This is a genomic window from Bradyrhizobium sp. CIR18 (genome assembly GCF_014198295.1).
Taxonomy (GTDB): Bacteria; Pseudomonadota; Alphaproteobacteria; order Rhizobiales; family Xanthobacteraceae; genus Bradyrhizobium.
Genome location: NZ_JACIHF010000024.1, coordinates 25798 through 51986, shown reverse-complemented (window position 1 = coordinate 51986; position 26189 = coordinate 25798). Strand labels below are relative to the sequence as shown.

32 protein-coding genes and 4 pseudogenes are annotated in these 26189 nt (G+C 59.4%); 27 read left to right on the top strand and 9 right to left on the bottom strand.

All coding sequences use genetic code 11. The features are described from left to right. Positions 1 to 20: 20 nt before the first annotated feature. A complete protein-coding gene (locus GGD65_RS37910; protein WP_183238508.1) occupies positions 21 to 980 on the bottom strand; it encodes a calcium-binding protein in 960 nt (319 codons plus the stop codon). A 499-nt stretch (positions 981 to 1479) separates the two neighbouring features. Here GGD65_RS37910 and GGD65_RS37905 point away from each other — a divergent pair, with 499 nt between their 5' ends. Beyond that, the gene (locus tag GGD65_RS37905; RefSeq protein WP_183238529.1) at positions 1480 to 2124 is read left to right on the top strand and encodes a ParA family protein; all 645 of its coding nucleotides are present in this window, start codon (positions 1480 to 1482) and stop codon (positions 2122 to 2124) included. A gap of 100 nt (positions 2125 to 2224) precedes the next feature. On the opposite strand, the gene GGD65_RS37900 is transcribed toward GGD65_RS37905, so the two are convergent. After that, the gene (locus GGD65_RS37900) at positions 2225 to 2584 is read right to left on the bottom strand and encodes a helix-turn-helix domain-containing protein (RefSeq protein ID WP_183238507.1); all 360 of its coding nucleotides are present in this window, start codon (positions 2582 to 2584) and stop codon (positions 2225 to 2227) included. Positions 2585 to 2931: 347 nt separating this feature from the next. Between GGD65_RS37900 and GGD65_RS41295 the strand changes: the two are divergent. From GGD65_RS41295 to GGD65_RS37885, 4 genes and pseudogenes are all read left to right on the top strand, one after another. Further along, positions 2932 to 3187 (top strand): annotated as a pseudogene (locus GGD65_RS41295) (alpha-amylase family glycosyl hydrolase); the annotation flags it as partial. Position 3188: 1 nt separating this feature from the next. Continuing rightward, positions 3189 to 3347, top strand: a pseudogene (locus tag GGD65_RS37895) (LysR family transcriptional regulator); the annotation flags it as partial. Positions 3348 to 3712: 365 nt separating this feature from the next. Further along, the gene (locus GGD65_RS37890) at positions 3713 to 3913 is read left to right on the top strand and encodes a hypothetical protein (protein ID WP_183238506.1); all 201 of its coding nucleotides are present in this window, start codon (positions 3713 to 3715) and stop codon (positions 3911 to 3913) included. Between the two features lie 99 nt (positions 3914 to 4012). Further along, positions 4013 to 4297 (top strand): hypothetical protein, encoded by a 285-nt coding sequence (locus tag GGD65_RS37885; RefSeq protein ID WP_183238505.1) that lies wholly within the window; start codon positions 4013 to 4015, stop codon positions 4295 to 4297. A 506-nt stretch (positions 4298 to 4803) separates the two neighbouring features. On the opposite strand, the gene GGD65_RS37880 is transcribed toward GGD65_RS37885, so the two are convergent. The 4 genes and pseudogenes from GGD65_RS37880 to GGD65_RS37865 form a co-directional block, all read right to left on the bottom strand. Beyond that, positions 4804 to 4965, bottom strand: coding sequence for a DUF2934 domain-containing protein (locus tag GGD65_RS37880; protein WP_183238504.1), 162 nt, complete (start codon positions 4963 to 4965; stop codon positions 4804 to 4806). Between the two features lie 257 nt (positions 4966 to 5222). Beyond that, a complete protein-coding gene (locus GGD65_RS37875) occupies positions 5223 to 5837 on the bottom strand; it encodes a hypothetical protein (RefSeq protein WP_183238503.1) in 615 nt (204 codons plus the stop codon). 410 nt (positions 5838 to 6247) lie between these two features. After that, positions 6248 to 6939, bottom strand: a pseudogene (locus tag GGD65_RS37870) (SDR family oxidoreductase); the annotation flags it as partial. 341 nt (positions 6940 to 7280) lie between these two features. Then, a complete protein-coding gene (locus GGD65_RS37865; protein WP_183238502.1) occupies positions 7281 to 8351 on the bottom strand; it encodes an ROK family protein in 1071 nt (356 codons plus the stop codon). A 323-nt stretch (positions 8352 to 8674) separates the two neighbouring features. Between GGD65_RS37865 and GGD65_RS37860 the strand changes: the two are divergent. Beyond that, positions 8675 to 9187 (top strand): annotated as a pseudogene (locus tag GGD65_RS37860) (ferritin-like domain-containing protein). Between the two features lie 18 nt (positions 9188 to 9205). Here GGD65_RS37860 and GGD65_RS40620 read toward each other — a convergent pair. After that, entirely contained in the window at positions 9206 to 9433 is a 228-nt protein-coding gene (locus tag GGD65_RS40620; protein WP_246783546.1) for a hypothetical protein, read from the bottom strand. A 542-nt stretch (positions 9434 to 9975) separates the two neighbouring features. Between GGD65_RS40620 and GGD65_RS37850 the strand changes: the two genes are divergently transcribed. Beyond that, positions 9976 to 10128 carry a hypothetical protein gene (locus GGD65_RS37850; protein ID WP_183238501.1) on the top strand — a complete coding sequence of 51 codons (153 nt, stop codon included), beginning with the start codon at positions 9976 to 9978 and terminating at the stop codon, positions 10126 to 10128. A 166-nt stretch (positions 10129 to 10294) separates the two neighbouring features. Continuing rightward, positions 10295 to 10534, top strand: a complete 240-nt coding sequence (locus GGD65_RS37845) for a hypothetical protein (RefSeq protein ID WP_183238500.1) — start codon at positions 10295 to 10297, stop codon at positions 10532 to 10534. A gap of 341 nt (positions 10535 to 10875) precedes the next feature. Here the strand turns inward: GGD65_RS37845 and GGD65_RS37840 are convergent, their stop codons facing one another. Then, complete coding sequence (locus tag GGD65_RS37840) at positions 10876 to 11088, bottom strand: hypothetical protein (RefSeq protein ID WP_183238499.1); 213 nt, start codon at positions 11086 to 11088, stop codon at positions 10876 to 10878. Between the two features lie 2196 nt (positions 11089 to 13284). On the opposite strand from GGD65_RS37840, the gene GGD65_RS37835 reads away from it, so the two are divergent. The 7 genes from GGD65_RS37835 (at position 13285) to GGD65_RS37805 (ending at position 17812) form a co-directional block, all read left to right on the top strand. Further along, positions 13285 to 13566 carry a SinR gene (locus tag GGD65_RS37835; protein ID WP_183238498.1) on the top strand — a complete coding sequence of 94 codons (282 nt, stop codon included), beginning with the start codon at positions 13285 to 13287 and terminating at the stop codon, positions 13564 to 13566. Positions 13567 to 13682: 116 nt separating this feature from the next. Further along, positions 13683 to 15098 carry a sodium:proton antiporter gene (locus GGD65_RS37830; RefSeq protein WP_183238528.1) on the top strand — a complete coding sequence of 472 codons (1416 nt, stop codon included), beginning with the start codon at positions 13683 to 13685 and terminating at the stop codon, positions 15096 to 15098. Between the two features lie 297 nt (positions 15099 to 15395). Further along, positions 15396 to 15563, top strand: coding sequence for a hypothetical protein (locus tag GGD65_RS37825; protein WP_183238497.1), 168 nt, complete (start codon positions 15396 to 15398; stop codon positions 15561 to 15563). Positions 15564 to 15935: 372 nt separating this feature from the next. Beyond that, positions 15936 to 16175 carry a hypothetical protein gene (locus GGD65_RS37820; protein ID WP_183238496.1) on the top strand — a complete coding sequence of 80 codons (240 nt, stop codon included), beginning with the start codon at positions 15936 to 15938 and terminating at the stop codon, positions 16173 to 16175. 499 nt (positions 16176 to 16674) lie between these two features. Next, positions 16675 to 16905 carry a DUF6894 family protein gene (locus GGD65_RS37815; protein ID WP_183238495.1) on the top strand — a complete coding sequence of 77 codons (231 nt, stop codon included), beginning with the start codon at positions 16675 to 16677 and terminating at the stop codon, positions 16903 to 16905. Between the two features lie 356 nt (positions 16906 to 17261). Continuing rightward, a complete protein-coding gene (locus GGD65_RS37810; RefSeq protein ID WP_183238538.1) occupies positions 17262 to 17435 on the top strand; it encodes a hypothetical protein in 174 nt (57 codons plus the stop codon). A 161-nt stretch (positions 17436 to 17596) separates the two neighbouring features. Next, entirely contained in the window at positions 17597 to 17812 is a 216-nt protein-coding gene (locus GGD65_RS37805) for a hypothetical protein (protein ID WP_183238537.1), read from the top strand. 420 nt (positions 17813 to 18232) lie between these two features. Here the strand turns inward: GGD65_RS37805 and GGD65_RS40610 are convergent, their stop codons facing one another. Continuing rightward, a complete protein-coding gene (locus tag GGD65_RS40610) occupies positions 18233 to 18412 on the bottom strand; it encodes a PRC-barrel domain containing protein (protein ID WP_312017771.1) in 180 nt (59 codons plus the stop codon). 258 nt (positions 18413 to 18670) lie between these two features. Between GGD65_RS40610 and GGD65_RS37795 the strand changes: the two genes are divergently transcribed. The 12 genes from GGD65_RS37795 (at position 18671) to GGD65_RS37740 (ending at position 26124) form a co-directional block, all read left to right on the top strand. After that, positions 18671 to 18937 (top strand): hypothetical protein, encoded by a 267-nt coding sequence (locus GGD65_RS37795; protein WP_183238493.1) that lies wholly within the window; start codon positions 18671 to 18673, stop codon positions 18935 to 18937. Positions 18938 to 19938: 1001 nt separating this feature from the next. Beyond that, a complete protein-coding gene (locus tag GGD65_RS37790) occupies positions 19939 to 20100 on the top strand; it encodes a hypothetical protein (RefSeq protein ID WP_183238492.1) in 162 nt (53 codons plus the stop codon). 238 nt (positions 20101 to 20338) lie between these two features. Next, positions 20339 to 20794, top strand: coding sequence for a cupin domain-containing protein (locus GGD65_RS37785; protein WP_183238491.1), 456 nt, complete (start codon positions 20339 to 20341; stop codon positions 20792 to 20794). Positions 20795 to 21240: 446 nt separating this feature from the next. Further along, the gene (locus GGD65_RS37780) at positions 21241 to 21792 is read left to right on the top strand and encodes a hypothetical protein (protein ID WP_183238490.1); all 552 of its coding nucleotides are present in this window, start codon (positions 21241 to 21243) and stop codon (positions 21790 to 21792) included. Positions 21793 to 21855: 63 nt separating this feature from the next. Next, positions 21856 to 22191, top strand: a complete 336-nt coding sequence (locus tag GGD65_RS37775; RefSeq protein WP_183238489.1) for a hypothetical protein — start codon at positions 21856 to 21858, stop codon at positions 22189 to 22191. Continuing rightward, the gene (locus tag GGD65_RS37770; protein WP_183238488.1) at positions 22128 to 22508 is read left to right on the top strand and encodes a hypothetical protein; all 381 of its coding nucleotides are present in this window, start codon (positions 22128 to 22130) and stop codon (positions 22506 to 22508) included. The genes GGD65_RS37775 and GGD65_RS37770 overlap by 64 nt, the downstream gene beginning before the upstream one ends. Continuing rightward, a complete protein-coding gene (locus GGD65_RS37765) occupies positions 22489 to 22734 on the top strand; it encodes a hypothetical protein (protein WP_183238487.1) in 246 nt (81 codons plus the stop codon). Before GGD65_RS37770 ends, GGD65_RS37765 begins: the two co-directional genes overlap by 20 nt. Positions 22735 to 22842: 108 nt before the next feature. Continuing rightward, positions 22843 to 23091, top strand: a complete 249-nt coding sequence (locus GGD65_RS37760; RefSeq protein WP_183238486.1) for a helix-turn-helix domain-containing protein — start codon at positions 22843 to 22845, stop codon at positions 23089 to 23091. After that, on the top strand, positions 23091 to 23285 hold the full coding sequence (locus GGD65_RS37755; protein ID WP_183238485.1) for a hypothetical protein: 195 nt from the start codon (positions 23091 to 23093) through the stop codon (positions 23283 to 23285). Before GGD65_RS37760 ends, GGD65_RS37755 begins: the two co-directional genes overlap by 1 nt. Positions 23286 to 23308: 23 nt before the next feature. Next, a complete protein-coding gene (locus GGD65_RS37750; protein ID WP_183238484.1) occupies positions 23309 to 24418 on the top strand; it encodes a hypothetical protein in 1110 nt (369 codons plus the stop codon). A gap of 10 nt (positions 24419 to 24428) precedes the next feature. Then, a complete protein-coding gene (locus GGD65_RS37745) occupies positions 24429 to 25430 on the top strand; it encodes a hypothetical protein (RefSeq protein WP_183238483.1) in 1002 nt (333 codons plus the stop codon). Between the two features lie 16 nt (positions 25431 to 25446). Next, entirely contained in the window at positions 25447 to 26124 is a 678-nt protein-coding gene (locus GGD65_RS37740; protein ID WP_183238482.1) for a hypothetical protein, read from the top strand. Positions 26125 to 26189 lie beyond the last annotated feature (65 nt).

The following is a 26189-nucleotide window of genomic DNA, read 5'->3' as shown; positions in this document are numbered from 1 at the left end:
AATAGCTTGCATGAGCCGGATCAGAGCTTCGGCAGATGGACGTCCTGATCGGTGAAGTGGAGATCCTCGACGCCACTGACCGCGACCGTCTGGTTGTCGCTGAAATGTAGCGTGTAGGTGCTCGTTTTCGCGTCGACGTCGATCTTCGTGACATCGAAGAAGGAGCGATTGGCAAAGTCCACGGTGTCCGTGCCGGTGCCGCCAACGATCGTGTCGTTTCCAGTATGGGTCTGGACATGGAACGTATCGTCGCCGCTTCCACCCTGCAGCGTCGAGTTCGCAGCAGCCCCGCCGCCGTAGACCCAGAACACGTCCTTGCCGTCACCGCCTTGGAAGACATCGCCCTGCACGCCGACCAGCGTATCGTTGCCGTCGCCACCGGACAGGGTGCTGTGCCCCGACGACAGATCTTTCAGAAAGTCGTTGCCACCGTCGCCTTCGAGCAACTGAGCGCCGGAGCCCGCCTCGAGACGGTCGTTGCCGGTGCCGCCGGTCAACGTATCGTTGCCAGTGCCGCCATAGATGCTGTCATTGCCGGCGCCGCCGAACAGCGAGCTATTGCCGTGCCCCCCATGGATCGCATCGTTGCCGCTGCCGCCATAGACCGTGTCGTTGCCGCTATCGTACAGGTTCACGCTGTCGGAACCCTTGCCCATGGCGACGAACACGTCGTTATCGCCGCCGATCACGTCGAGCGTCTTGCCGCCGGCGTCATCGAGGATGATCGCCTTCAGGTTCGGCGTGGTCTCGACCGTGGTGGACTGCGAAATGTCGAGGACATTAACGACCGGTGGAACGCTCCCTCCGGAGAACGGTCCGGACTCGAACCAGGCCCGCGAAGCATCCCCGGGATCGTCACTGAATACACCGCTTTGCTCGAGCGAGTCGATCAACGCCGATCTGACGCTCGCCTCGATGTGGTTTCCGTTCTGGTGAAGAAATTGGCCCAGCTCAGTCTTCGTCAGGTACGAGACGGCCATGGTACCCCCTTTCAAGTTTTACTGATGATGATCCGACGCGCGCCAATCAGCGGCAAAGGTGCTTGAGACTGAATGTGCTGCGACTTGAACGGGAGCAAACAGGCTGCATCCGCCTGGCTCAGCTGCACCTTGTGTTATAATGTTAAGGAGCGGGCTGCTTTTGTTATGATGAATGTTAGTCGCAACGCACAATCACTGTCAAGGATCAAATTCACGCGCTGTTAACTCCAATTTGAGGCAATGTCATATAACTGTCGCGCGGCGTTGTAGGGGAATCCGTGATCGAATGACGCTTTTCTCGCCATGTGCCGGCGGTTTGATCCGTAGCGATACGAAATTCCTCGACGAGGCATGTGTGGAGAACATATGTACGAGGTTCGCACGCCTCACTGAAACGAGGAGCAAGCGGTCGGTAGCCCGCGAGAAGAAGAGCACCGACCGAATCTGCCGAGAATACGATCATTTGTTATTGTAGCGCCGCATGAACTCTCCCCGACCGATGCGGACAACAATCACCGTCACCCAACGCAAGGGCGGGGTCGGCAAAACGACGATCGCGATCTGTATCGCCGCCGAGTTGACCCGCAGGGGTCACGATGTCGCGCTCGTCGACAGCGATCCTCAACGCTCCGCCGCCCATTGGGCGGAATTGGGCAATCTGGAATTCCCTGTCTACGAAATGGCATTGGAGGACGTTTCGGTATCCAGCTGGGCACAGGAGGTCCGAAGCATCCAAGCTGGCATGGTCGTCATCGATACGGCCCCTAACGCGCGTGGAATGGGGGCATCGATCGCCGTGGCGGATCTGATTCTTGTCCCCTGCACCGCCTCAGGACTGGATCTGGACGCAACGGCCCAGACACTTGCGATCATCGAGGCGGCGCGCGAGCGCCGACGAGATCGCGTTCAGGTGATTCTGGTCCCAAACCGGCTCGACGGCCGCACGCTCGAGGGCCGTCAACTTGTCGAGGAGCTCAGCGAGTTCGGTGAGATTGTTGCCCCTCCGATCGCAAGCCGCCTCGCATTCGTCCGATCCTTTACCTACGGGCAGTCGATCGCGCGCTTCGTGCCTGGCGATGCTGCCGATCGAGACATTCAAGCCCTGGCAGACGAAGTCGAGAAAGTCGTCGGACTCGCGCAATAGCGGCAGCCGACAATCACGGGACGCGCGTTCAGCACATCCGCTAGAAGATCCGCAGAGATGCAGGCCTTCTTTCGACCAGTGAGATGAATGGAAACTTGGATCAGGCTTTGCGCACCTGGCCAACGCGGAAGGCCGGTGGTGAAGCATCTTCGAGTCTCATCTTCTCGAGCATAAGATCCGTGACAAGCTTGCGCAGGCGCTGGTTCTCGAACGTGAGCTCTTCCAACACACGACGCATTTCATCCATGCTCGGGAGATCGGTCGGCGCGTTCGTGGCCGCCCCACCACGATTCGAAGATTTCGCTTCGTCGTTGCCGAGTGGCAATTTCCGCCAACGATGCAGCGTCATGATACTCACCCCAAGCGCCTTGGAAATCTCCACCTGTGAATTGCCTGCTCGGGCTAGCTCATTTGCCTGAGTCAGCTTCAGTGCGATCTCTTTGTGAGAATGCTTCTTCATACTTGCGTCCAAAATTCGTAATAGCCAAAATTCGTTGCAGCCAATGCGTGCGCGGCGAAATTCTGGCTTAGCCAAGAGTCGACCTGGCCGAAATTAAATAACATAAGTGGCAAGATTCGGAAAATAACGCATGGTGACGCCACCACACTTGCGACAGGTTTATAGGTGATGTTCGTTTGTTATGCAAGTTGGTCCTTAGTGTTAGCTGCGATGACATTAACATTCCTATCAACGTTTCCTCAGGGCCGCGTCGCTTTTGGTCACCGCTTAGCAGGCTGTTGAAAAAGGCGCTCGTCACCCACCGTCGACCGTGATTCATTGGCTCCGACGGGATTCGGAGACAGTGCGTGGCGGCGAGCTACGGCACGCTCGGCGACTTCGTCGAATTTACCGATGGTTGCCGCCACGCGGTATGTGCGTCATCATCGATCTCGTCGTCAACACACGTCCGATCAGCATTCATGGTTTTCACGAGGCGCGGCACCGCAAGGATTCGCCTATCGCTCGAGTGGTACATCTGGTCCGACAAGAAGCCCCCCAAATGCGGGCAAGGGCATGGTGTTTCCCGACGCACAGAAAAGGACGCGCGATAAGGAAGCCGGCGATGCGCTTCAAGGGCCTCGATCTCAATCTCCTCGTCGCGCTGGACGCACTGATGACCGAGCGAAGCCTCACGGCCGCGGCGCACAGCATCAATCTGAGTCAGCCGGCCATGAGCGCCGCGGTCGCAAGGCTACGGGCCCATTTCCGCGACTGGGCCTTTGAATCGCAGTTGGTGAGCCGATCGCCCCTGAGGCGTCCCAACGATTGACCGTCGAGTAACGTAAGCACGGCTTCGAAAAAGCGTCTTGGCTATCTTTTGAACGGCGCGGGCTTCTGCCACCAGACCCATTGGGCAGTTGATGACTGTCATGTGCTGCTTAAGATTCGTGCGCAGGAACCAGCTACCACCGGCGCGTCGGCGCTCACCGCGCCGCTTGAGCATCCGCCATGAAGAAGCCCCGCTTCGTAGCGGAAGGGTATCTGTCAACCCTCTTGAAATTGCTCGTATTTTCCGCCCTCATCGCTTGCAATCTACGGTCCCAACTACGGTAGCAGTGCCAGACCGTAGCTTCGACAAGCCCGCAAATGCGTGATTCTTATTCCGCCGCCTGGTTTCAAAATGGCGGGGGAATATCGATGTCGCGGGTGATGGAGATGCTGGCCGGTGCGCTGTTGGCGGTCGCGTTGATCTGGTTCTCGATGTGGCTGGCCGGGCCACCGCGCTGCGCCTTTACTCCGCAGGTCCGGGTTGGCGGGATGCTGGTCGGCGGCTGCAGTCGGTGTTAGAGCTTACTGATTTCGACAACCCTCCGTAGTTTGCCTGTTCTCACCGCATCGGCGAATCGTTCAACATGGGGTTGCCCATCACGGCCAGAGAGCAGCGTCATGAGCCATAGCGAAATCGTCGACAAGATCATCGAGCAGCTGCGTATCCAAGACAGAAGCGGCGGATATTTCCATCAGGAGCCGTACAAGAGCGACTTCTTCAGGCTCTTCGTCGAAGCGGCCGAAGAGGGTGATGGGCTAAGAGCTGATCACCTATGGAGCCTGGTAGGTCAACGGGCACCCAAAGTATTCAATGGACATGCTTGGCCATTGCTGTTCGCTGCGTGGCCGGAATGGGACTACGCTTGGTCCTACGCTAAGCGGAGGAGAGCTAGCTTGCTTTGATCCCAGGGCCGCCTATCGCTGTGGCCACAACTTGAAGCTTTCCGCCGTGGTGGTTGACGAGTGGCCGGACGATATCCAGCTATCTCAGCTCGATCCGCGGTTCGTCTGCCAGGCTTGCGGTCAGCGCGGCGCCATTCTCAGGGGCGGCAGCCCAGAGAAAATGATGGCTATTCGCTAGGAGCCAAAAAACTCCCGGCGGATTGAAGACTGGTGCGACGCAAGCCCAAAGAGATCAGCGCCGGTACATTCGTTCTTTCGTCCTGGCGGTTCCGCGCCGGGCTTCAGATTCGTAATATGCGCGGCGAGTGCCTATCTCTCGCCCATGCGTATGGCGTACGAGCTCTGCCTGGCAACCGCCGGCAAGCAGATCCCCGACGGATCACGTCCTCCGTGCTGACAACCATCGATCTCCCCGCGCCGAACTGACGTCTCATTGGGTCTTGGGTCCAAGCCAGCTGCGGATGTTCACAAACCCAGCAGATGCGCAGATTGACAATCTTGCTCATCTAGAGGTTATCGGGGGTGCGCACCGGAGAAGATGTGTTCTGATTCCGCAACTCTTGTTGGGCCAATTCCCAAAATTCCTTGTCGCGGCCTTCAGGCCGCCCGGCCTTTTCCCAAAGCTGATGGGCGTAGGTTCGGATCTCGTCCTCATTCGGTTCAGCCATATGTTATTGCCTTCTGGCCTACCTGTTGGTGCAGGCCAAATGCTGGATGCACTTCATTGGTTCCAAGAGCTGCGGTCGACTCCCAGATGCGTGATGGCTGGTACTAAGTAGGGAGTAGGACGGAAAGATACATCGGTCGGGCGGTGGGGGTTTTGCCGCCCCAAACCGCCGCTCCCCTTCCCAAGGCAGACCTCAACACAGGGTCACGTTATCAACTGCGCGGAGCTCTGCACCAAACCTCGGCCATTTAGGACCCATCATGTCATGGGTCGCGCCGCTTCCTTGACAAGCTGGCCCGTGGTCGCCATTCCGGCGGCGTAGGCAGCTCCCGCGCCAAGAAGAAGGGCGCAGAAGCTTGCAAACATCGCATATGCGAAGTGCTTCCGGGCTGCATCAATTTGAGCGGGTGTTGCAATTCGCGTCGTCGCGCCGACGGTTTCCCGTCCCGTGTTGTTCGACCAGTACGCGATGCGCGTGCTGGCGGAATATGACGGACCGACGAGGTTGCTGGCGATGCTGGTCGCCGACGCCGGCAACATCGCCGCCGCACCGATCACCACGACGGTTGCGACCGCCCAGGCGGCCATCGCATGCCCGACCCGACCGAGGCCAGTCTGATCCGGCGAATTGGCTGCCGCAACGGCGCCACCCAGAAATGCGGCGATGATGCCTGAGACCGCCCACCACACGAATGCGGCCCAACCTGCGCCAGCAGGCGCCGATGCAGCAGTGGGAATATCGATCGCGAGCAGACTGATGCCGAACCCCAGCATGGTCAGCAGGATCTGGACCACTAACGAGGTGAACACGCCGGCCAGTACGGCTGACCATGTCCAGCCAAAAAACACATTGGGAACGGTGCGTGTAGCCATGGCGAACTCCTCCAATTAGCTTATGCGTTGGTTCCAAACGCGCGGTTGAATCGTCCGTTCCTGTTGCAGGAACTTCGGATGGCTTTCCGGACTTGGTTTTCGGGGAAACAACAGGAGGATAGCGCCATGACACTTGGCAGAGGCGCATTATTGTGGCTGCTGGGCATTCCGCTTCCGGTGATCCTGCTGCTGGCACTCTTCTGGCGTTAGCCAGCAATCGATCGGAGACGATGCCCCGACTCGGCGCTCAAAAGCTGCCGGGCAGAGGTTGCGGGTTTCAAAGCGGGATTCGCGGTCCGTGACCGGCAAACCGGAGAAGTAAACAAGCAGGACGAGAGCCGCAGGTGCGCGCTAAGTGCTACGCCACACCGAGCTTCCGTGTCGTCGGTCTCGCGATCAGATGAAAGGTTCCCGCCTGTTACAGCGAGCGTAGCACCGGACGTATAGCTCGAGAGCGGATCGGCGAGCATGACATAGGCAGTTGCGAGCTCAGCCGGCTGCCCGGCTCGTTTCATCGGCACCTGCTTGCCGAAGCTCTTTACTGTTTCCGACGGCATGGTTGACGGGATCAGCGGCGTTCAGATCGGGCCCGGCACGACGGCATTCACGGAAGCGGTGTTGATGATGGCGGACCCCGACTTCATATGCGCAACGGCATATGCGCAACGGCCGCCTTGGCAAGATAGAACATCGCATGGATATTGACCTCGAACGTGCTCTGCCATTCGTCATCACTGATATCCGCAATATCCTTGAACGTGGCTTGGTGGGCCGCATTGTTGACGAGGATATCGATCCCGCCCAGCTCATCGACGGCCCGTTGACGGCGCGGCAATAATCTGGCTTTCGCAGGTCTCTGGGAAACAAGATAGCTCTGCGGCCTACCTTCTCGACGAGAGCCTTCACCTCCTCGGCATCTCGATGTTCGTCGAGATAAGAAATGAGCACGTCGGCCCCCTCACGGGCATATCAATTGCCACCGCTCGCCCGATCCCGCTGTCTCCTCCGGTAATGACGGCTTCTTACCTGCGAGACGGCCGGATCCCTGGTAGCTTTCCTCGCCATGGTCCGGACGTGGCTTCGCCGATGTCGAGCCGGGCATCGGTGGCTTTTGGCTCGGGTAAGGCGGCCGCGGATTAATCGAGCATAGCATTCTCCTACGACCATCAAACGGCGTCCGCAGCTCGTTCGCCGGGGCGCGGCGTTCTTGCTAGTCTCGAGCGCAATCTTCTGCGCGAGCATCACCTCGCTGGCAGACAGGACACCAACCCATCCTCGCCGTTCCCGCGCCCGTCGAGCTCGTGGACGTTCGCGGCCGTGTTCTGCGTAGGCATAGATGCACCTCCCATGCTCCGCGATGATTGAGCAAACAGCTAGTGGGACGCGACGTTCCTCCGCTACCCGATGTTCTTGCTGCGTCGGCCTGCATCGAAGGGGTTAGCCTCAACGTCCGCCCTTGCCGTTGCGATTGGTGAAGCGGGCGTTACCGAGGCCGGTGCCGATCGTCAGCACGCCCCAACGTTTCACGTCCTTCATGAATGGCACCTCGGACAGGCCCTGCACTACGCCGTCGTTATGCATGACGATGGTCGTGTCGTGTTCTCCGATCTGAGGGATGGCTTCGACCAGAGCTGCCGGCAGATTGAACTTGCTGCTCTCCCAGTTGCCGGGCAGGTTCTGCGCGCCCTTCACGATCGAGCCGTCGCTCTCGATGACGCCAGGACACGCGATGCCGATGAACGGCGCAAGCTTGAATCCCTCGTTCTCCGCCTTCGTGGTCAGGTCCTTGAGCATTTTGACGAGACGCTTAACCGCTTCCTCTCGGCTCGGTTCGTCGTCGGCATGACGCCACAGCTCGGATTTCCACACGCACGCCTTGGAGAGATCAGGTGCCTTCTTGCGGCGTGTTTCCACGACGCCACAGCGGATATTCGTGCCTCCGATGTCGACGGCAAGAATGGAATCATGAGCTTCGAAGATCCAGGACGGAGCGAGGTGGAGCGCGCCGATCAAACCTGCGTCGTCGGGGTGCTGGTGGATCGGCAGCATTTCGATCTTGAAGTTCTCGGCCTTCAGGATGATTTCGGCGCGCGCGATGGCGAGTTCGCCGAGCCGGCTATTGCTCAAGCCGCCACCCACCACAATGCGCTCGGTCTGCTCCCAGGCTTTGGTCTTGACGAAGCGACGCGTCACGTGGGCAAGCTCCCGTGCGAAGTCCTCGATAGCGCTTTGCACGACCGCCCAAGCCTCGGTGTCGTCGCCGACCAGGATGGCGTCAAGTTCCTTCTTGCTGATGTCTTCGGAAAGCTCCTTGCCGAACGGGTCTTCGCCGGCCTTACGCAGCGGCTTCCGCCACTTTTCGAGAGTGTCCCGGAAGGCGGTCTTGCTAGCGCGATCCCCAAGAAATCCTTCCTCATCCTTCAACTCAATACTGAAGCTGTCGACCTCCACTGACGGGAGGCGGGAGGCGCCGTGAGCGGCAATGCCGGTGGTCGTGATCGTTTCGCCAGTCATCTGAGCCTTGAACAAGCCGCAAGCAAACCTGCGGCTTGTATCAACCACGCTTGGGGTTATCTCGTTCCTGCCTGGTTACGGATGCACGCTTGGAAGACAATCGAGATGCAGGTGCGCAAACCTCCTGACACCCCTGCCCCTTTGATCGCGGTCTCCAACAACGCAACCCGGATGCCCGCGGTATATCGCCCCTCCACCGCCCATGCCGCAGGCTGACGAAACGTTCTTGCCGTCCATCTCGATCCTCCGAATGCGTTGCAGAGACAGAAACGGCAGCTGGTCAGCCGCGTTCCATTGCCATCTTTGGGAGAGGAGATTCAAATATGGGAACGTTCACGAAGGACATAAAATCGATGGAAGACCTGCTGGTGCACGGTCTACAGGACATGTACTACGCCGAGCAGCAGATCATCAAATCACTACCCAAGATGATCGAAAAGGCGACCAACCGAGACCTCGTCGCGGGGCTGAAAGGCCATCTCGAAGAGACCAACAAGCAGGTCGAGCGGCTTCAGAACGTGTTCGAGAAGCTCGGCAAGGAGCCCAGCGGCACGCATTGTCCAGCGATCGATGGAATCATCAAGGAGGCCGACGAAATCGCCGGCGAGATCGAGGACAAGGCCGTACTCGATGCGGCCCTCGTCGCGGCCGCGCAGGCCGTCGAGCACTATGAAATCGGTATGGCACGCTGATCGCGTGGGCCGAGGAGCTCGGGCATGACGACATCGTGCGCTTTCTCACCACGAACCTCAACGAAGAGATGGCAGCGAATACCAAACTCAATACGGTTGCGCTGCGCAAAGGGTGTGAACAGGAAGGCGTCGAGCGCGGCTTGATGGCAGCGTGAATTGACTTCAGCGGCTTCGCTGAATTGCGGGACCACTGCCTTTTTGTTCCGTCCGCGCTCTCCGCACTGATCGTGTCTTGCGCCGCACGTACCAGGCCGCCATCGAGATGACCAGCCAGGCAAGCGATGCACCCATGAACGCAACTGCGATGCTGGCTTCCGCCGTCAACGAAAAGACGATCGCAAAGGCCAGCATGCCGAGCGCGGCGCCGGCGGAGTCGACCGCGGCCGCCATTTGCCCGCGGCGCTCGCCGGCGAGGCCCGCCTCACGCTTGCGGCGAATTTCATGCTTCTCGATTAGCATGGCGCTGGCGCAGAAGTTCGCCGGAGCGGCTGCTGACGAGGCCGGTAAAGACGGTCGCAGTGCCGCCGAGCGCGATGACCACTATTTCGCCGGCGGCCGCAGCGGGCCTTCCACCCAATTCCGGCCGGCGGGATCGTGCAGCGGAGGTCGTCGTCGCAATAGGGTCAGACATAGCGCTCCCAGCCTCTGGCGGCCGCCGCCCACACTGCGGGCACGGCTTCCGGATAGGATGAAGCAGCGACATTTGACTTCCTCGAGATCAGCCTAGTGCCCTTTTGCTGAACCTCGACCATTCGGTAACGCAGACTATCAGGATCGGGCATGAACCACCTTAGGAGGACCGTTGAAAGCTGGCCTTCTGCGGCGCACAAGCTCGTAAGATCCCAGCGGCAGAAGTGCCGACCCATCAATTCCGCCAACAGAGACATTAACCAGCGAAACTTCCGATCGTTGCTAAGGCCGCGTCGCCCTCCATGCTCGTCGAAGTGCCGGTGAAAGCAATCTGTCATGGAATTGATATTCTCATCAACAATGCCGAAGGGCCGCCGCCAGGCGATCTCAGGAATTTCGGCCGCGGCGATTGGATCAAGGCCCTTGACGGCAACATGCTGGCACTGACGCGCTGATTAAGGCGACGATCGACGGCATGATTGAACGCAAGTTCGGTCGTCTCGTCAACATCACCCCCAGGCGGTAAAGGCGCCCGTTGCAATACTTGCGCTGTCGAATGGCGCACGCACGGGGCTGACCCGCTTCGTCGCAGGCCTATCGCGGTCCGTCGCTGAGCACAAAGTGACTATCAACAACCTCTTGCCTGGAACATTCGACGCTGATGGCCTGAAGGCCAACCTCACCGCGCTCGCCAGGAATTCATCGCGCAATATGAGCGAGGTAACGGAGGAAGTCGGGACGAGCAATCCTAGCAAGCGCTTCGGGCGCCCGGACGAGTCCGGTGCGTCATCGGATTGCCTGCGCGCCAGTGCCGATGGAGTAGTGTTGCTCCATGCCTTGGGACTTGCGCCGAACCATTGATTCATTCGAGCGCTGGATGTTCGTCCGGAGCAGCGAGCACTTCCTCGTGAAATGCTTGCGACCGATGAGCTAGACCGGAGGACGTAGAAATGCGAATGCACCCGGACAGAAATTCTTGGAGTGTGCCAGCGCGTGCGATGATCCCGCAAACCGAGAAAGAGTGCGCTATGGGACGAAGGGAGCCGCGAAAATCAGTCACATTCCGATGTGGGCCACCGCCTCAACTCGCGGCCTCTCGTTTACAGCTGGCGAGCCTTCATGCTGCAACGGCTCATGGTCTGTCCGGTCTGGTCTACCGTCCAAACTCCCCCGGCTCCCAGGCCGGCGGGTTTTTTAATGGATTAGCCGTCCTGACAGATGATGCCGAGGCTGTCGCAGGTGAGTGCGAATAGCTCTTTTGACTTAGAATCTTCAAAGCAGAACCTGGTGCCGATCTCCGCTCGGTCGGTCCACCAGCCGGCGTTAGCTCCCTTGGCGATGCGAGCAGCTTCGCCTCGTAACAGGTCCAGTCGTTTCCCGGCGGCACGAACAATCAGGCAATTCTCCTTGGGCATGAACGTCCTCCAACGGCAATTTGGATTCCGCAATTGTCGGTACAGAAAACGTAGACCTTGCGCCGAGGGAAACAAAGCTTGTTGGTGATCAAAAGCAGCCCGCCTGCACGAAGGCCGCAGCGATGTTCTCGCTGCGATCCGCGCATGGTCAAAAGGCACCGGGTGAAAAGATCTAAGTGAAATACCCCCGGTGGAATGATCCTATCGCGACATTTCTGGCTCGCAATATGATCCATTTCACAATCGGCCGCACCATGCATAACGGCCGCCGCCGACTATTTGCTGGAAGACTACGGTTTGAAGCCAGCTTCCCAGACTATTTCGCCTCACTTTGCACATTTCCGTGGTGGGCGTTCGCGCCATTTTGCGCAACCAACGCGGCCGAGCTGAAACCTGCCCGGCACGCAACTGCCAAAGAGCAGAGAGCTATCACGACCTGTTTCGGCATGGTGGCCTCCTGACCCACAGCCGCCTCTAGTTTCACTGGCGTAGGAGCTTGGATCGCATGCCAATCAGCATTGTGTAGGTAAGTCGTCGCCAAATCAGGTTCATCAGCACTAGCATGGTGGCATCCTCGGGTCTGATGTCGTCAACCTACAACCTTGCCTGTTTCTGGACGACTTCGCCGACGGCGTTAAATGGTTTTGTGCATCGGCACTGTCCTATAAGCTTTTAGGCGCTCCTGCGGCCCTTCGTCGTTGCTCGGCGCTCTTACCCCGCAATTGGATCGGCAGCCGGAGCATTAGGGGCTGGAGCCACGCTGCGGCTTTTCCCGTTCCGCTGAGACGGCGCCGGAGCAGAGTGCTGAGCCCTCCGATCCCTCTCGTTCTATTTGAGACCGTGAGACGATCGCCAGTCGTGAACCGGCTAGCGTCCACCGTTAGATTCTTCAGGCACGACGGGGCCGCTCACACGTGCCTGTGCAGTCCCCAAAACGCAATAAGCAGAAGGGCCACGGCTCCAATTCCCAGTAGCATGAGAATAGCTTCCAGCATGACGAATCAAGCTCCGCCCGAGCACAGGCTACACCCCGGCAGTAAATTGTCATCAAAGGCTGAGCCGAGCGCCCAGATTGAAGGTTCTGCTCAGTTGGCACGCGCGCTCAAATCGACCTATATGGACTTGCCCATGATTGTCCGAAAGCCATTTAGGGTCGCCCGTCTATCGCTTGTACGAGGCCCATGGAATTCCAGCAAATCGCCGTTGCTGCGAGACAACCCGATTGCTGAGAGACAATCCGTGCCGTCGTCGTCTGCCCTTCCATTCTGAAGTCAGAGGTAATGATTCAGCCGAAGCCACGCCTCCGAGCGACTAAGCGTCGTTCGCAGCGCTCCGATTCTCGCACGAGCTCTTGGGGATCGGACCGGTGTCCTTGGCGCAGGGAGGTCTGGTATCAAGGGTAGAGCGGACCGCCGTATGCGAGCGCCGGACCGCCGCTTGTGACCCGCTGCGGACATTGATGCGGAGCGCTGCGGACCGAAATCCATTGATTTGGATCAACGGGCCAACGTGTTCCCAGGTTGAGTAACGGAGACAGCGAGTAGCGGATTGTCGCCGTGTCGCGGGATCGACCATGGATCGAGCATGCGCTGGTTTGGGCAATCGCTGCTGCCGGGTTGCTCGCCCTCCTCTCCATTGCGCTCTGAGCAGACTGTGAGAGGAGCGAGTGGAAGTGACGTTCGCCTTAGCTCAGTACGACTGCTGACCGCCATTGCCCAGCGAAGAGCGCCGCGGACTGACCTTTGGCTTAAGAGACGCGAGGTTCGCTTGCCGTGGGTGAAACTCGAACAGGGCGATGCGAGCGGGCCGAGGGCGGCCTTTGATCCACTCGGGCGCCCGGCACATTCCATGTCGATGCTGCGGCTGGCCGGCGACTGTATGTGTGTGTGCACACACCTGCACCTCAATTTTAGTCACCCCGACTATAACCAAGCCGCCAACGTCTGATACGTTCCGCCCAAGAATATCTTGGACGGAATCGGCGGGATGGACGATCAGAATAGTCTGTAACCGAAGTGGCGAAATCTGAATCACCCGGCGGTGAAGGTGGCCGCAATTGCGGCCGGGATGAAATCCTTTGTCGGGCCGTTCCGGGCTCTAGATAATAGACCGAAGGGGCGCCCTGCGACAGCCCGCCACACCATTTGGTCAGCGGGGTGCAAATAAGATCGGCCTCGCAGTCAGAAGGAGGCGACAATGGCTCACTACCTTGCAAGTTACGATCTACACCGGGTGCGCCTCCGGAACCGTCATGCCATGGTGTACAAACTTCAAAGCTGGGGAGCCACTAGGGTGCTTGAGTCAGTATGGGTCTTCAACAGCGACCTGTCAGTCTCCCAACTTCGAGAGGAATTGCTGGCAGCCTCCGAAACTGGCGATGCCTTTGTCCTCTTCGAGCTTCAGCCCGAGAGCTTATGGGCCTGCGAAAAATGGCTGACGCGATTGGAGGCCAGCTTCGGCAAGAGCGTGGTCGCTTAACCGATGTTTACAAACTAGCTTCGGACTTTGGTCTTGGCTAGTTCTCTCGACCATTCTTTGCCGTTTTGCTTGGGCTTCCAGAACAGCTAGAGAAGGGGCTTTCGTTGGTGGACAAAATGCGCCGCGTGGCTGCCATTGGCGCCGTGCTGACAATGGTTTTTCCCGCAACCGCTACTGCAAGTGAAGGGGCCCATCTCATCGGCTCTCGGCTAAGCTTGCTGTGGGGATTGCCGTTCGCCGGAACTCTCCTATCGATCGCGCTCTTTCCTTTGGTAGCGCCGCATTTCTGGGAGCACCACTTCGGCAAGATCACCGCGTTTTGGGCCGCAACGCTCTTGGTGGCCTGCGCCACGTCGTTCGGCATTTTGGTCACCGCAACTGAAGTGCTTCACGCCGCAGCTTTAGAATACTTCCCGTTCATCATCCTTCTGTTCTCGCTGTTTGTCGTGGCAGGCGGCATTCAGCTCGCGGGAAATCTCATAGGCAACCCAACAACGAACACGGCCCTGCTCGGCATTGGGGCGGTGGCGGCAAGTCTCGTCGGGACCACTGGCGCAGCCATGTTGTTGATCCGTCCCCTCATCCGTGCAAACCAAGATCGTCACCAGAACAGTCACGTGTTCATATTTTTCATTTTTCTTGTCGCGAACATCGGCGGCTCGCTGACGCCACTTGGCGATCCGCCACTGTTTCTCGGATTCTTAAAGGGCGTGGACTTTCTCTGGACGGTGACCGCTTTGTTTCCGCCAATGGCGGTCGCAAGTATTGTGCTTCTGCTGCTTTTTTACTGCATTGACCACTATCATTGGCGAAAAGAAGGAGCAAAGTGGCCGATCAGTCACGTACCCCGTCAACTGAGGATCGAAGGTTTGCACAATGTCGCGTATCTGGCGGGCATTATGGTTGTAGTGCTGCTGAGCGGGGTGTGGAAGCCGGAGGTGGATATTCCACTCGGCCTTGGCGTGGCGTTGCCCTTGGAAGGGCTGGTTCGGGACGTCGTTCTTCTTGCTCTGGGCTACCTCTCGTGGCGTACAACGCGTCGGTCAATTCGGGTCGAAAACGCGTTCGCATGGACCCCGATTCAAGAGGTGGCCTTCCTCTTCGCCGGTATCTTCATCACCATCATTCCCGTGCTGGCGATCCTTCGCGCAGGGAAAGACGGTGCATTGGCCCACCTCTTAACGCTCGTCACGACGGCTGACGGACGCCCAAACGAGGCCGCCTATTTCTGGCTGGTGGGGGCATTATCCAGTTTTCTCGACAACGCGCCTACTTATCTTGTCTTTTTCAATCTCGCAGGCGGCGATGCGCAACAGCTCATGGGGCCTTTGTTCAAAACGCTGCTCGCCATTTCGGCTGGCGCTGTGTTCATGGGCGCCAATACGTATATTGGGAATGCACCCAACTTCATGGTTAAAGCCATCTGTGAAGAGAGGGGCATTCGTATGCCGAGCTTCTTCGGCTACATGCTCTGGTCCGGCGGAATATTGCTTCCGCTGTTTGCAGTAATCACCTTCATTTTTTTCAGGTAGGGGAGCTTGGAAGAGAGTCAGCGCTGGCGCATTTGCTTCTAGGATTTGCCCGATGACAATATCCGTTGCTGGCCATCGCGTCGGTTGGCGCAATGCAGCGGCAGGTCTGGAGCCGGGAGTAGAGCCGAAGTCATCCCTCCGGTGCAGATCGGCCGTTGAGGTCCGCTGTTAGTGCACGGGGAAGCGAGCGCGAACAAGCTCTGCTGGTCATAGCTCCCGCTCCATCGCTGGATGCTTGCGGTTCTTCACTTTGATCTAATAGCGACAGCGGCCGCCCTCATAAGGACGGTCCGCCGCTTGGACACCAATCCCTCAAGCCCCATGTTCTGGAAACAGATCAAGCCCAAGCTCGTCCCGCTCAAACGGATTGACGAACGCGCCTTCAGGACGCCGCGCCAGCAAGCGCTCCAAGTTCGCCTTGCGCACTCTGAAGTCACCATCCGCGTCGGCGACGATGCGGCCTAGAGCCACGCCTTCGAGGGCGCCAAGCGGATCGTTCGGAGCGATGGCGCGAATTGGGAGACGCAAGACTTCAAGGAAGAAATCGCGCTCCGACTGAGCCTAGCAGCGGACGGGGAGTGTCCACGCTGTGCTCAACATTGACGGCCAGGGCGCACTGAAAAAGTCGACCTTCCTATCCTTCGCCTCAGCCATAGTTCCAGAATTAACTTGCAACACGAACATCAAGCTTAATTCCAGACCGTGATTGCGGTCGCGCGCGCTAGAGGGCTAGGTTTGCTCACACCGGACATTGCCCTTGTCCGGTCTACCCCAGCGAAGTCGCCGCACCATTATACTCGGTGCAGCGACTTCGAACTGGATAGTCGCGAGCGCCATTTGAGTGAACAGCCGGACCACGAAAAGCTTGATCTCGTCGAGATGCGTTGCCAACTTACGGCACTGCGCTCGAAACACTCCGACAATCTTTTGATCGCCTCGCTGCTAAACCGCTTTTTCGTGAAAGTCGCATTTCTGTCGGGGCCAACAGACGCCGCGCATGAGCAATTTCTTCGATCGGACTTCGAGCGAACGTTAACAAAGGTCAACGAGATTGCTGCACGGAGCAAACCGGATTGAAGCTACCTCAACACGTGGCTCTAGACCCCGGTGATGCGCCAAAGACCAGCTTTGACTGTTGGTCGATCTGATGGCATCCTAAATCTGCGGAACCGTTGGCTTGGCTGAATCCACCGGAGCGGGAGCAGAGCTGGGCAGTCAGTCCCGAAAGCCGCCCCGTGCCGCCCCCATTTTCTCCCAAGCCGGTTTCATCCTTGGAACTGAAAGTAGATAGATGATGCCGTTAAGGAGTTTTCGCTGTCTAAGGAGGGCGCCAATGCCAGAGCGGCGCCGAATAAAGCAGACCCGCCCGCTTGAGGAGCGCCTTGCTGAAGCAACTAGAAGGCTCCGCGAAGAAGCCGGACTACTGCCGCATGGACCTGTGCGCGATGCAGCATTACGCAGGGCTCGCCAAGCCGAGACCGGGGCGCACATGACCGAGTGGCTGACCTCGCCCGGTTTGCGGTAACTGAGGTAAGTCGCCGTCGGAACCCAATCCTGACGTAGCGCATTACCGCGCATGCCAAAATATTTCTTTCACGTCACGCATGAGCGCATCGAGATCGACAGCGAGGGCGAGGAGCTTCCTGACAAACATGCAGCCTGGAAGGAGGCCACAGTCATGGCTGGACAGACGTTGCAAGGCATCGACGGGAAGCTAGTGCCGGGTCGAGACTGGAAGATGGAAGTGACGGACGAGTTTCAGAACACGATTTACGTTCTGCACATTCGCGCCGAGAGGCCAAGGTGAGGAGAAGCCCGGCAGATCATCCAACCGTACATCGATGATCCCGATGAGACGCCTTTGCCGAAGCGAGGTCGGAGGGAAAGTCAAGGCATCGAATCTGATGTCTACCTGGCGCTCAGCATGACGCCGCCGCGCTTTCAAGTTCGTATGACGTAGCAAGTCACGAGAGAGGGCCTACGGCGGCTTGCCGCAATGTGAGCGGGGTCTCCAAAGCACTTTCATTCGAATTCGGGTCCTTCGAAACAGTTCGTTAGCTTTCGTGTGGCTAGCTGAAAGCGTGCCGATTACCGCCGATGCGGCACACTGGAATGGGAATACCGGCCCCGGCTGTTTACCCCGATCCTGCGGCTGGGGCCGTTTTGAACTTTCGCACCCATGCGTTCAATACGGCTACAACCATGTTTAGAGGCATTGCCATCGCGCTATTTGCAATGGGCATCTTCTCACAGCTTGATCAAGCGTTCTTCTATGGCCGCCATACCGACGCCGCGCTCAAGCTTGCGCGGGAGATTGGCCGAGGCTTTGGGCTGTAGGTCGGCCGCGCTGGCCTTTAGCTTCTGAAAAGCGATTTGAAGCCGCAACGAAAGCCGAATCGGGCCTTAGAAATTAAAATTGGTTCTACGTCATAATCATAATGACTCCGACGCAAAAATAGAAAATAGGGTGGAAAAAACAAAAGCATTGGGAGGAGTAGTTGGATACTGCGAGTCGCCTGCGCGCGATGGCATTACTGTGCCGTCAGACTGCCGCGCATCATCCCGATAGAAGTTGGAAACTGCTCGCCGAAGCTGAGTATTGGGAGCATTTAGCCAACGATGCGGTGCGCGATCACCCGTGCACATCTAGTTTCTCGTTCCCAACAATGCGAGATGATGCGCTCACGCCATCGGCGCAGGATATGGCGGCGTGAGCGCTTTTGGTTGCTCAAAGTCCCCTCGACGAGGGAAGCACCTGGCTGAGCTTGAGCTGTCGTCCCGCTTCCGGGAATGCAACATCGCTAGCTCAACCAGCTCACTTGATCCGGCTGGGTGAGGAAACTCCTGCAACACGGTGCTGAAAACCGACCCACGGCCGACTGTACAAACATCGGGGGCGTGCAGTGAGTAAACGTAATCGGGCATACAACCGCGTTGTCCTGTGCCTGCGCGCTCACGCGCTTCTTTCTCAGCTTGCCGAACTTGAGACCCTTCGGGGCCGAGTGCGAGAGGCCGAGGAGAATACAGCTCTCGATCAATCGGCAGACCCGGTGAAGTCAACCATCCACTGATTGATCGCAGGTCGCCGAGCGCGCGCTGCTGGAAGGGTGCGCTGCCACCGGGCGCACGGCCGATCAGCCCTCAATGTGCTTCACCGTCGAAATCGGCCAGCGACCTTCATGTCCCGCGACCGAGATGCGAAGTCCGTGCTCATCATCGAGGAAGACGCGATCAACTGTGCCAGCCTTGCCGTCAGTCAAGACGACGGTCTTGCCGACCAGCTCCGTCTCGAATGCACCCTGTTCGGTGCGAATTCTTGTATTCTACCACTCTGGTATTTTGACGCGAGCACGCAATCGGGGGAGTTCCAGGGCGCGTGAATTGAATTCTGAGACGGTCCCTTGGGTCTCACTTGTTATCTTCACCACAGAACGTGGCCGTTCGGAACTCTTGCAGTCCGCAATGAGTTACAGAGCCGCCGACTGGATGGAGCATGAGCGGTCGCGTGCGCGATAGCACGTGATGGTTTTCGATCGCGCCGGTCGGCAGCACTTGAACAGAGAGAGGCGACAATGAAGGCACCACTTCTTCTTGCTGGCGCATTCATCATCGGATGCGTCGCCCCGGCACTGGCCGATGAGTACTATGTCGTGCAGGGTCCGAACCGCCAATGCACCGTTACCACGACACGTCCGGCGGACAAGGAGGTCATAACACAGATCGGTCCGCTGGCTTTCAAGAGCCGCGTGGAAGCCGAAGATCGCATCAAGCAGACCAAAGTCTGCGAGGAGGGGACAGTTGGTAGCAGCAGCAGCACGACTGTCATCAAGGAGAAATAGTCGAGGGCATCATTCCTGATCGTCTTTGGCTATTTGAGAAAAGTCGCGCCCATCCCTGTCGGCGCGACTTTTTGTGTTCTTCAGACACCAACTGACCAGCGGTGCGGTTCTTGGGTTCATTCCGACGGCCTTTGCCGAATTCCGCCACAACTACGTGAGCCAATGCGCGGATGCTCGAAATCCCAGGCCGCTGCGATCACTGCGAAGATGAGTTCGCGCCAGAAGAACTGACCGTTCTTGCGCCATCGGCCGGGGACGGCGAGCTGATCTGCGCGCGGTGTATCGAAATCAAGCTGCGTCGGGCGGTTGCGAAGCTACCGCCCGGTGATAACTGATGCTGGAGGCCCGTTGGGGATGAGCGACTTGGCGTTGCTCCCGTTATCTCCCGATGCCATCGCAAATTCCAAGTTGGCTGAGCGTTAAAATATGGTCGTTGCGCATCCCGTTCCGTGTAGCTCGGTGGGCGGCCCATCGGGCTGGATTGAAAGAACGAGAGCAGCGCAGGACGAGTGGATCGCGACCGTCCCGCAGACCGACTACAACGCGATGGTCGACAGGTTGCGCCCTTCGGCGTTCGAAAGAGGCCCTCAATGCGCAGCTCGGAAAACATTCGCGGTCGGAATTCGAGTTGCAAACTCGCGCAGGGCGGCCAGCGCGCCGCAGCGATGTGCGGGCTGTCGGTCGCCGTTGACGAGCGATCGAAAGCGATCTAGCTGGATGGTGCGCGCAACCAAGGTTGCCCTCGCCCCTCGCCAACCCACAAGCGAGCTAGCGGGATCGCCACAACAGTGGAACTTCCTTTAAGAAGGAACCCATTGTTATGGCTTCAATCAAAATCCGTGAAGATCGCGTTCGTCGTCAGCTCGCCAAGCGGGATATGCGCCTTTGCAAGACGCCCGCGCGGTCCTGGCTGCGAGCATTCTATAGCCCCGGCTATATGGTGGTCGATCACAGGAACGTCGTGATCAGCGCCTGTGGCACCCGGCAGTATGACGCCAGCCTTGAAGACGTTGAGAGGTTTGCGTTCGGGCCTCGATAGCTGGAGTGGCAAGACCCCGGCTTGTCTGACGCTGTCCTCGCTTGGTGGCGACGCCGAAGCACCGCACACATCGTCGAGCTATGGGTCGGACGCCGATCCATGGCTCGACGCGATGCTGGCCTGATGAGCAGCTAAACCTGAGGGGCCGTGAGCAAGCCAAAAATCACAAAGGCGCAGAAGTCTGTTGCTGGTGGCTAAGCAGAAATCCTCCGCGCAGCTAGAGCATTGCCGTTTCTGACCCGTAGCGGGCATTGTCGAAACTTGTCCCTCCGCAGGAATCCGGTAGTTCGTTTCTAATAGACTCCGGTCGCCGTAAGAGTTCTAATAGTCCCTTGCTCTACTTCACAATGGGAGGAACTCACATGAGAGAACTCTTGGTGATAGCGGGCTTGATTGCATTCTCATTGCCGGCGACGGCGCAAGATACGCCGACGCGGGTCACGCCAGAGGCGCTTAAGTGGGCGGAGAACCCGGCCTTCCCGAAGGGCGTCCTGATTGCAACTCTCGTGGGCGACCCGACGAAGGCAGGAGATGTGGTCGTCTTACGGATCAAGTTTCCCCCCAACTTTCAAATGCCGCCGCACACTCATCCCTATTCCGAAGTTGTGACGATCATCAGCGGCAACGTCGGGACCAGCCATGGCGAAAAGTTCGAGAAGAAAGGCGAGCCGTTAAAGCCCGGCTCGTTGTGGGTCTATCCGGCAAAACACGCTCACTACGCCTGGACCGGAAATGAGGAGGGGATTCTCCAAGTTCAGTTCGTCGGTCCTGGAGGCATCGATTACATCAACCCAGCAGACGATCCGCGCAAGAAGTAGTCGCAGACCCAGCGTCTGATGCGACCCGGCGCTTCCGAATCGAGGATGCGCACACAGCGGAATCATGTCGGGTTATGGCCCTAGCCGAACAAGGCCGCGGCCATTGCGGTGTCGGCTATCGGTGGTAGACCGGACGCGGGGCCGTTCTCACTTCCACCGCCGCTTGTGACCCATTGCAGACACGGCATCACTTCGTGTCATGCATCTCGAACGCGTCCATAAGCGCGATGATCCGCTTCTGCATGCCCCTCCAATCGGCTGTGTCCACTGGCCGATCGCGCAAGTCAGATCGTCGAGCACGCAACGTGGGGGTCGCCGGCGCATCTCGTTGATTTCAATTCGCTTTCGTTCAACTCCGTGACAGCCAATGAAGCCCGGTTTTCACGCTTTTTCGCGGTTTCGTGGAAGTCTCGTGGAAACGCCTTCAGCGCGACGGAGGCCTTGTCATGAGCGTCGGAACACCGCGCAAGGCCGGTAAGCCTCTCATCGATCGCCTCCCGCAGGACAGGCGAAACGAGCTGATCACGATCGGCCGGGAAGCGCTTTGCCGCTTCGGCTACGCCTATCAACAGGTTTTCGACGACCACCTGGCGCTGTTCGATTACCTCGCCGCGCGGGGCGCCACCGCTGTGATGATCGGCCGGATGCTGGCCGAGGTCGGCATCGCCCGGGAGGATGGCAGCCCGCTGCCGCCAGGGACGGTCTCAAGCGCCCTTTCCCGCGCGCGAGAGCGCGCGGCCCCCCGCCTCGATGCCCCCCTGCACGCACCTGCGGCGTTCGGCAGGGACATGCAGGTCCCTACAAGGCCCGGGAATGCACTGCAATATCCCGCAGACCGGCGCAGCGAGGCAGGATTTCCCTCAAGCTTTCAGGGACGTTCGGCTTCCCCCCAGCCCGCATCCCCGCACTTTCCAGAAATTCGGCCTTCGCCGAATTCGCCGGCAACCACGCAGGTCCCGGCATCACTCGCCGCTCAGCGGCACTTCTCGAACAATTAAGGAGTGAGCAGGATGACGATTAAGAAGAAAACAGTGCATTTTTAGCCCACCGATTTGGTGGAAGTGGTTGCCGACGGCACGAGCGTCGGCAAGAGCACCGTCGCTAACCGGCTCTGCCATCTCTTCCGCGAAGCCGGGCGTTCGGTGACCCTGGTCCGTATTGAAACGGGGCGTCGCCAGACCGCGGAGACCGGCGCGGCGAACCGCGAGGTCTATATCAAGACCGAGGACTTCGCGACGGCCGCTGGCCGCACCGGCGGCCTGAGCGGTGTACTCACCGCTCTCTGGGACGAAATCCTCGAAATCCCCAGGTCGCAGGGCGCGGTGGTGGTGGATTGGGCCGGAGTATCTTCCCTCCACAGGCTCGACGCCCCGGTCTTCAGCGTGCGCTCGTTCTGAGCGGCCGTGCCGGCAATTTCGATTTTCCTCCCCTGAGCGAGCAAGCCGAGAGTCTGACCCGTCTTCGCAACAAGGCGGGTGAGATTCCGACCGTCACCATTCCGCGCGTTGCCGGCAGGGCGCTCGAGACCTGTGCCGACGCCGGTCTCGACGTCGCTAGCGCCATGATGATGGATGGTGATGCGCTAGCGCGCCGTCTCGGCATTGACCTCTTCCGCTCGCGCGCTTGTGCCTCCGAGCTGGCCTTGTGGTGGCGGCTCACCGGCAACACGCTGGCCAAGATCGCGGAGCGCTCGGATGGCAATCGCGCCGCATAGGCTAGCCCGCCGCGTGGCCTTCCTGCTCCGCCAGCGCGAAGTTCAGCGCCCGCAGGCAGCCGCCTTTGTACTCCGGTACTATCGAGAGCACAGGCGGCTGCCGGCCGCCTATGTCACGACGCTTCTTTCAAGCTCGACGGTGCGACGCATCCGCCTTCGCGGCGAGATCGAGCACATGCTAGGCATTTCGCGCACTTTGATTAAACTGGAGGACATTCTTTCATGAAGATCATGTCTCATATCTGTTATACATAAACTTGACAATCGCTATCAGGGCTCATATTGAAGCGCAAAGCAATATATCAGCGATGTTAGACATGTGGAGTTGAGTATCATGCGTATCAATCTCGACGAACTCTCGTCCTACCAACTGCTGTCGACCGCTGAGGTCGCGGCGACCTTGGGCATCAGCGCCGGTTTGGTGCGCAAGGCGGAGAAGGACGGCCGGCTCAAGGCGATCAAGGGATTTCGTGTCTTCTATTTCTCGGTGAAGGCCGTGCGCGACTTCGTGGCGGACGGAAGCTCCTCGCCGGCGGCGCAGGACGCCGGGGCCCATGCCAGCCCGATGGAGATGATGCGCTAATGGCATACGTCGAGCCCCATCAAACCGAAGCGTACCGCGTGTTGCGATACCGCGACGCGTTCTACGTCTCCGACGCGGAGAAGCATCAGGCGATGCGCTGGTCGCCGCGTTTCAGCGGTTTGGCGACCGCGATCTCCGCCGTGCAATGCCTGGCCGGACGCCGTCCCAACGCGAGCGTGGGCATGGTGCGTTGATGGCCTACACCCTTCGACACACGATGGATCCCTACATCATCTGCACGTACGACGGGACCAACAATCTCTACGTCGGCGGGTACGACAAGGACAAGAAAACCTCTTTCTATCGTTCTCTGGGCACGACCGATCTCGAAGCGGCGATGGCCGCTGTGCGCTCCCTGATCGAGCGCGGGATCACGGGCGACCCCAAGGAAGCGCTCGTCCAGAAACCGCTCCGCACGGTGACCGAAGTGCTCGAATTCAATCGTTCGAAGGCCGAGGCGCAGGCATCCGCTGAATTCAACATTATCGCGATCGCGCGCATGGAGCGTCTGATGGGCGGTTCGATGCTGCAGCATATGGTGCCGAGCACGTTCGAGCGCTTCAAAAACGCAGCCATGGAAGAGGGCCTTGCGCTGTCAACCGTTGACCGGACGCTGACCGTTTTACGAAAGGCGTGCGCGGTGGCGGTCGGAGAGCGCCGCCTGTCCCGGCATCATGCGCCGGACGTGCCGTATTTCTGCACCAAGAATGATTTGCGCGCGGCGCGCCCCAAGGGTCGCGTGATGGATGTCGAGGAAATTGCAGCCGCGATCGACCAGGCCGAGTTCATCCATTTCTTGATCTGCCTGGTCTGGCTCGCGAATCTCGGCTGCCGGATCGGCGCCTTGCTCGATGCGATCGCAGCGCAGATTGATCATCGCTCAGACATCATCGATCTCAATCCGCCTGGCCGGGTTCAGACCAGCAAATGGCGGCCCACGCTCCCCATTCCGGGCACGCTCCTGCCCTGGACCACTGATCTCCCGCCGGGCCATCTCGTTCAATGGCGAGGGCAGCCGGTCGGCGAGATCGACACCGCCTTCGACGCCGCGTGCCGCCGCGCCAAGCTTGCGCCCGGCGCGAACACCTACTCAGTCCGCCACGCGCTCGGCCGCCATATGCGCGCGAAGTCAGTCCCCGACGAACAGATCGCCTTGTGGCTCGGTCACATCCAGCCTCCGCAATCGAGGGAGACGACGATCATCTACAGCCCCTACAGCCCCCTCTACCTCCGCGAAGCGAAGGCGGCCGCGGAGTCGTTCGTGCATGAGATCGCCCGTCACTGCCGCCGTCACGACCCGCTGCAGCCGCCCTGGACGAAAGCCTAGGAGACTTGACATGACCCGTAATGCAAAGACCGTGAAAAATTACCGCGACCGCGCCAGGCGGATCGCCCAGACAGAAGAGAAGACTGCGGGCCGCAAGCTCGCTCCCCTCGAGCTCGTCACCGTCGTGATGATGAAGGACTTGCGGCCCGCCAGCATCCGACAGTACCGGGCTGCGCTCACCTTCACCATGAACGAAGGGGTCAGGCTTCGGCCGGAGCACGCAGCCGATCTGAACGCCGCCATCACGCTGCTGAGCGGTTGGCGCAGCCGGGGCAGCACCGCCGACTTGCGCACGTCGCAGTGGAAGAAGAAGGCCGACGTCGCGGATGATCTTGTTCGCATCCGCCATCACGCGCTCGCCACCACCAGCGAGAACGCCGACAAGCTGGTCGCCGCTCTGGATTGCGGCGAACTGACCGGCGCGCGTTTCGTCGAATGGCCGACCGCCATCTTCGGACCGAGCACGACGGAGGGCTACGCGTGGGAGCTCGTGCTCACGAACGGCAAGAATAGCAACGGCCGTACTCACGGAGAGACGCGGACGCTGCGCTGGACGGAACTGCCTGATCATCTCGTCTCGCAGTTGCAGTTTTGGATCACCGTGGCCAAGACCGCCGCCTCGGAAGAACGCTTCGACACCCTGCAGGACACCCTTGAATCCCTGATGCGCAGGACCACGAAGGCGCTGTTTCCCCGCCGCACCGAGACCGAGCACCCGACCTTGTCGTCGGTGCGCCATGCGGCGGCGGCCCGCTTCAAGGCCGCGTACGTCGCAACCGCGAATACCCAGGAGGAAAAGTTGCGCGGGCTCGCGATGGTGGCGGCGCTGCTCGGCCACGCCAGCGATGCGTCGGCGACGGCGCACTACGCGCGCGCGGATGGCCGCGACAAGCGCTACCCGGTACCCGTGCCCGACGCCCTGGAAATCGCCCGGGTCCGCCAGCGCTACTCCCAGCCCGATCTCGGCAAGGATCCGAAGCCGGACACGTCCGGCCCGGAACAGCACGTTTAGCAGGATCGAGCAGTCGATGCCGAACCAGATCGATCGAAGCAAGATGTATGGCGTCGCCCGGCCGGATGCCGTGTCTCTCGTGGGACCGTCCAGGGTCATGCCAGCAGAAAAGTCAGGAGATTTTCACGTGACGGAACAGCGCATCAACTTGCACATGCCCTACTACCAGCCCTATCGGCTGTACAGGTGCCGCAAAGAGCTTGGCGTGCATCTCGCGGAGAACGTCATCATCATTGTCCGCGAGATCGATCCGAGCGAGGCGCCGAACGCCTATCGCATCCACGCTGGCGCTGAATGTTTCGACGACTATCCCGAACAACTGCACGTAGTACGATCGTTCGAAGGCAGTTGCTGGTGGCCGCTGATGACCGATGACGGTCCCGTCAGTGTTCTCCAGTTCATCGAATTTGCTGCCGAGGGCGAGCTCGGCTCTTTCGTCGCGTTCGACGATCAGACGAGGCTGGCTCAGCGCTCTGGACCGCTGGACCCGCCAAGGACGAACAGCGCGATTGTTGCGAATTTTCCCGCGCCTTTGGGTTGGGCGAGATCAACGCCGAAATCGAGCGGCTGGCGGACTCCCACAAGGAAGTCCATTTGCGGCCGCGCATCGAAACCGTTCTGGATCTCGACGTCCCCGAACGCGCGGCGCGCCTCTGTGCACGGGCTCTCTTCGCGCAAATCCAGCGTCTTGTGAGATACGGGACGGTGCGCGCGGCCGTGCCGCGCCTCACCGATGCAGATCGACTCTGGCTCAATCCG

Bases quoted from the DNA above. Each gene is read 5' to 3' on its own strand.
- GGD65_RS37910 (WP_183238508.1), bottom strand. From the start codon at position 980: ATGGCCGTCTCGTACCTGACGAAGACTGAGCTGGGCCAATTTCTTCAC.
- GGD65_RS37905 (WP_183238529.1), top strand. From the start codon at position 1,480: ATGCGGACAACAATCACCGTCACCCAACGCAAGGGCGGGGTCGGCAAA.
- GGD65_RS37900 (WP_183238507.1), bottom strand. From the start codon at position 2,584: ATGAAGAAGCATTCTCACAAAGAGATCGCACTGAAGCTGACTCAGGCA.
- GGD65_RS37890 (WP_183238506.1), top strand. From the start codon at position 3,713: ATGCGTGATTCTTATTCCGCCGCCTGGTTTCAAAATGGCGGGGGAATA.
- GGD65_RS37885 (WP_183238505.1), top strand. From the start codon at position 4,013: ATGAGCCATAGCGAAATCGTCGACAAGATCATCGAGCAGCTGCGTATC.
- GGD65_RS37880 (WP_183238504.1), bottom strand. From the start codon at position 4,965: ATGGCTGAACCGAATGAGGACGAGATCCGAACCTACGCCCATCAGCTT.
- GGD65_RS37875 (WP_183238503.1), bottom strand. From the start codon at position 5,837: ATGGCTACACGCACCGTTCCCAATGTGTTTTTTGGCTGGACATGGTCA.
- GGD65_RS37865 (WP_183238502.1), bottom strand. From the start codon at position 8,351: ATGACTGGCGAAACGATCACGACCACCGGCATTGCCGCTCACGGCGCC.
- GGD65_RS40620 (WP_246783546.1), bottom strand. From the start codon at position 9,433: ATGGCGGCCGCGGTCGACTCCGCCGGCGCCGCGCTCGGCATGCTGGCC.
- GGD65_RS37850 (WP_183238501.1), top strand. From the start codon at position 9,976: ATGCTCGTCGAAGTGCCGGTGAAAGCAATCTGTCATGGAATTGATATT.
- GGD65_RS37840 (WP_183238499.1), bottom strand. From the start codon at position 11,088: ATGCCCAAGGAGAATTGCCTGATTGTTCGTGCCGCCGGGAAACGACTG.
- GGD65_RS37835 (WP_183238498.1), top strand. From the start codon at position 13,285: ATGGCTCACTACCTTGCAAGTTACGATCTACACCGGGTGCGCCTCCGG.
- GGD65_RS37830 (WP_183238528.1), top strand. From the start codon at position 13,683: ATGCGCCGCGTGGCTGCCATTGGCGCCGTGCTGACAATGGTTTTTCCC.
- GGD65_RS37815 (WP_183238495.1), top strand. From the start codon at position 16,675: ATGCCAAAATATTTCTTTCACGTCACGCATGAGCGCATCGAGATCGAC.
- GGD65_RS37795 (WP_183238493.1), top strand. From the start codon at position 18,671: ATGAAGGCACCACTTCTTCTTGCTGGCGCATTCATCATCGGATGCGTC.
- GGD65_RS37785 (WP_183238491.1), top strand. From the start codon at position 20,339: ATGAGAGAACTCTTGGTGATAGCGGGCTTGATTGCATTCTCATTGCCG.
- GGD65_RS37780 (WP_183238490.1), top strand. From the start codon at position 21,241: ATGAGCGTCGGAACACCGCGCAAGGCCGGTAAGCCTCTCATCGATCGC.
- GGD65_RS37765 (WP_183238487.1), top strand. From the start codon at position 22,489: ATGGCAATCGCGCCGCATAGGCTAGCCCGCCGCGTGGCCTTCCTGCTC.
- GGD65_RS37760 (WP_183238486.1), top strand. From the start codon at position 22,843: ATGCGTATCAATCTCGACGAACTCTCGTCCTACCAACTGCTGTCGACC.
- GGD65_RS37755 (WP_183238485.1), top strand. From the start codon at position 23,091: ATGGCATACGTCGAGCCCCATCAAACCGAAGCGTACCGCGTGTTGCGA.
- GGD65_RS37750 (WP_183238484.1), top strand. From the start codon at position 23,309: ATGGATCCCTACATCATCTGCACGTACGACGGGACCAACAATCTCTAC.
- GGD65_RS37745 (WP_183238483.1), top strand. From the start codon at position 24,429: ATGACCCGTAATGCAAAGACCGTGAAAAATTACCGCGACCGCGCCAGG.
- GGD65_RS37740 (WP_183238482.1), top strand. From the start codon at position 25,447: ATGCCGAACCAGATCGATCGAAGCAAGATGTATGGCGTCGCCCGGCCG.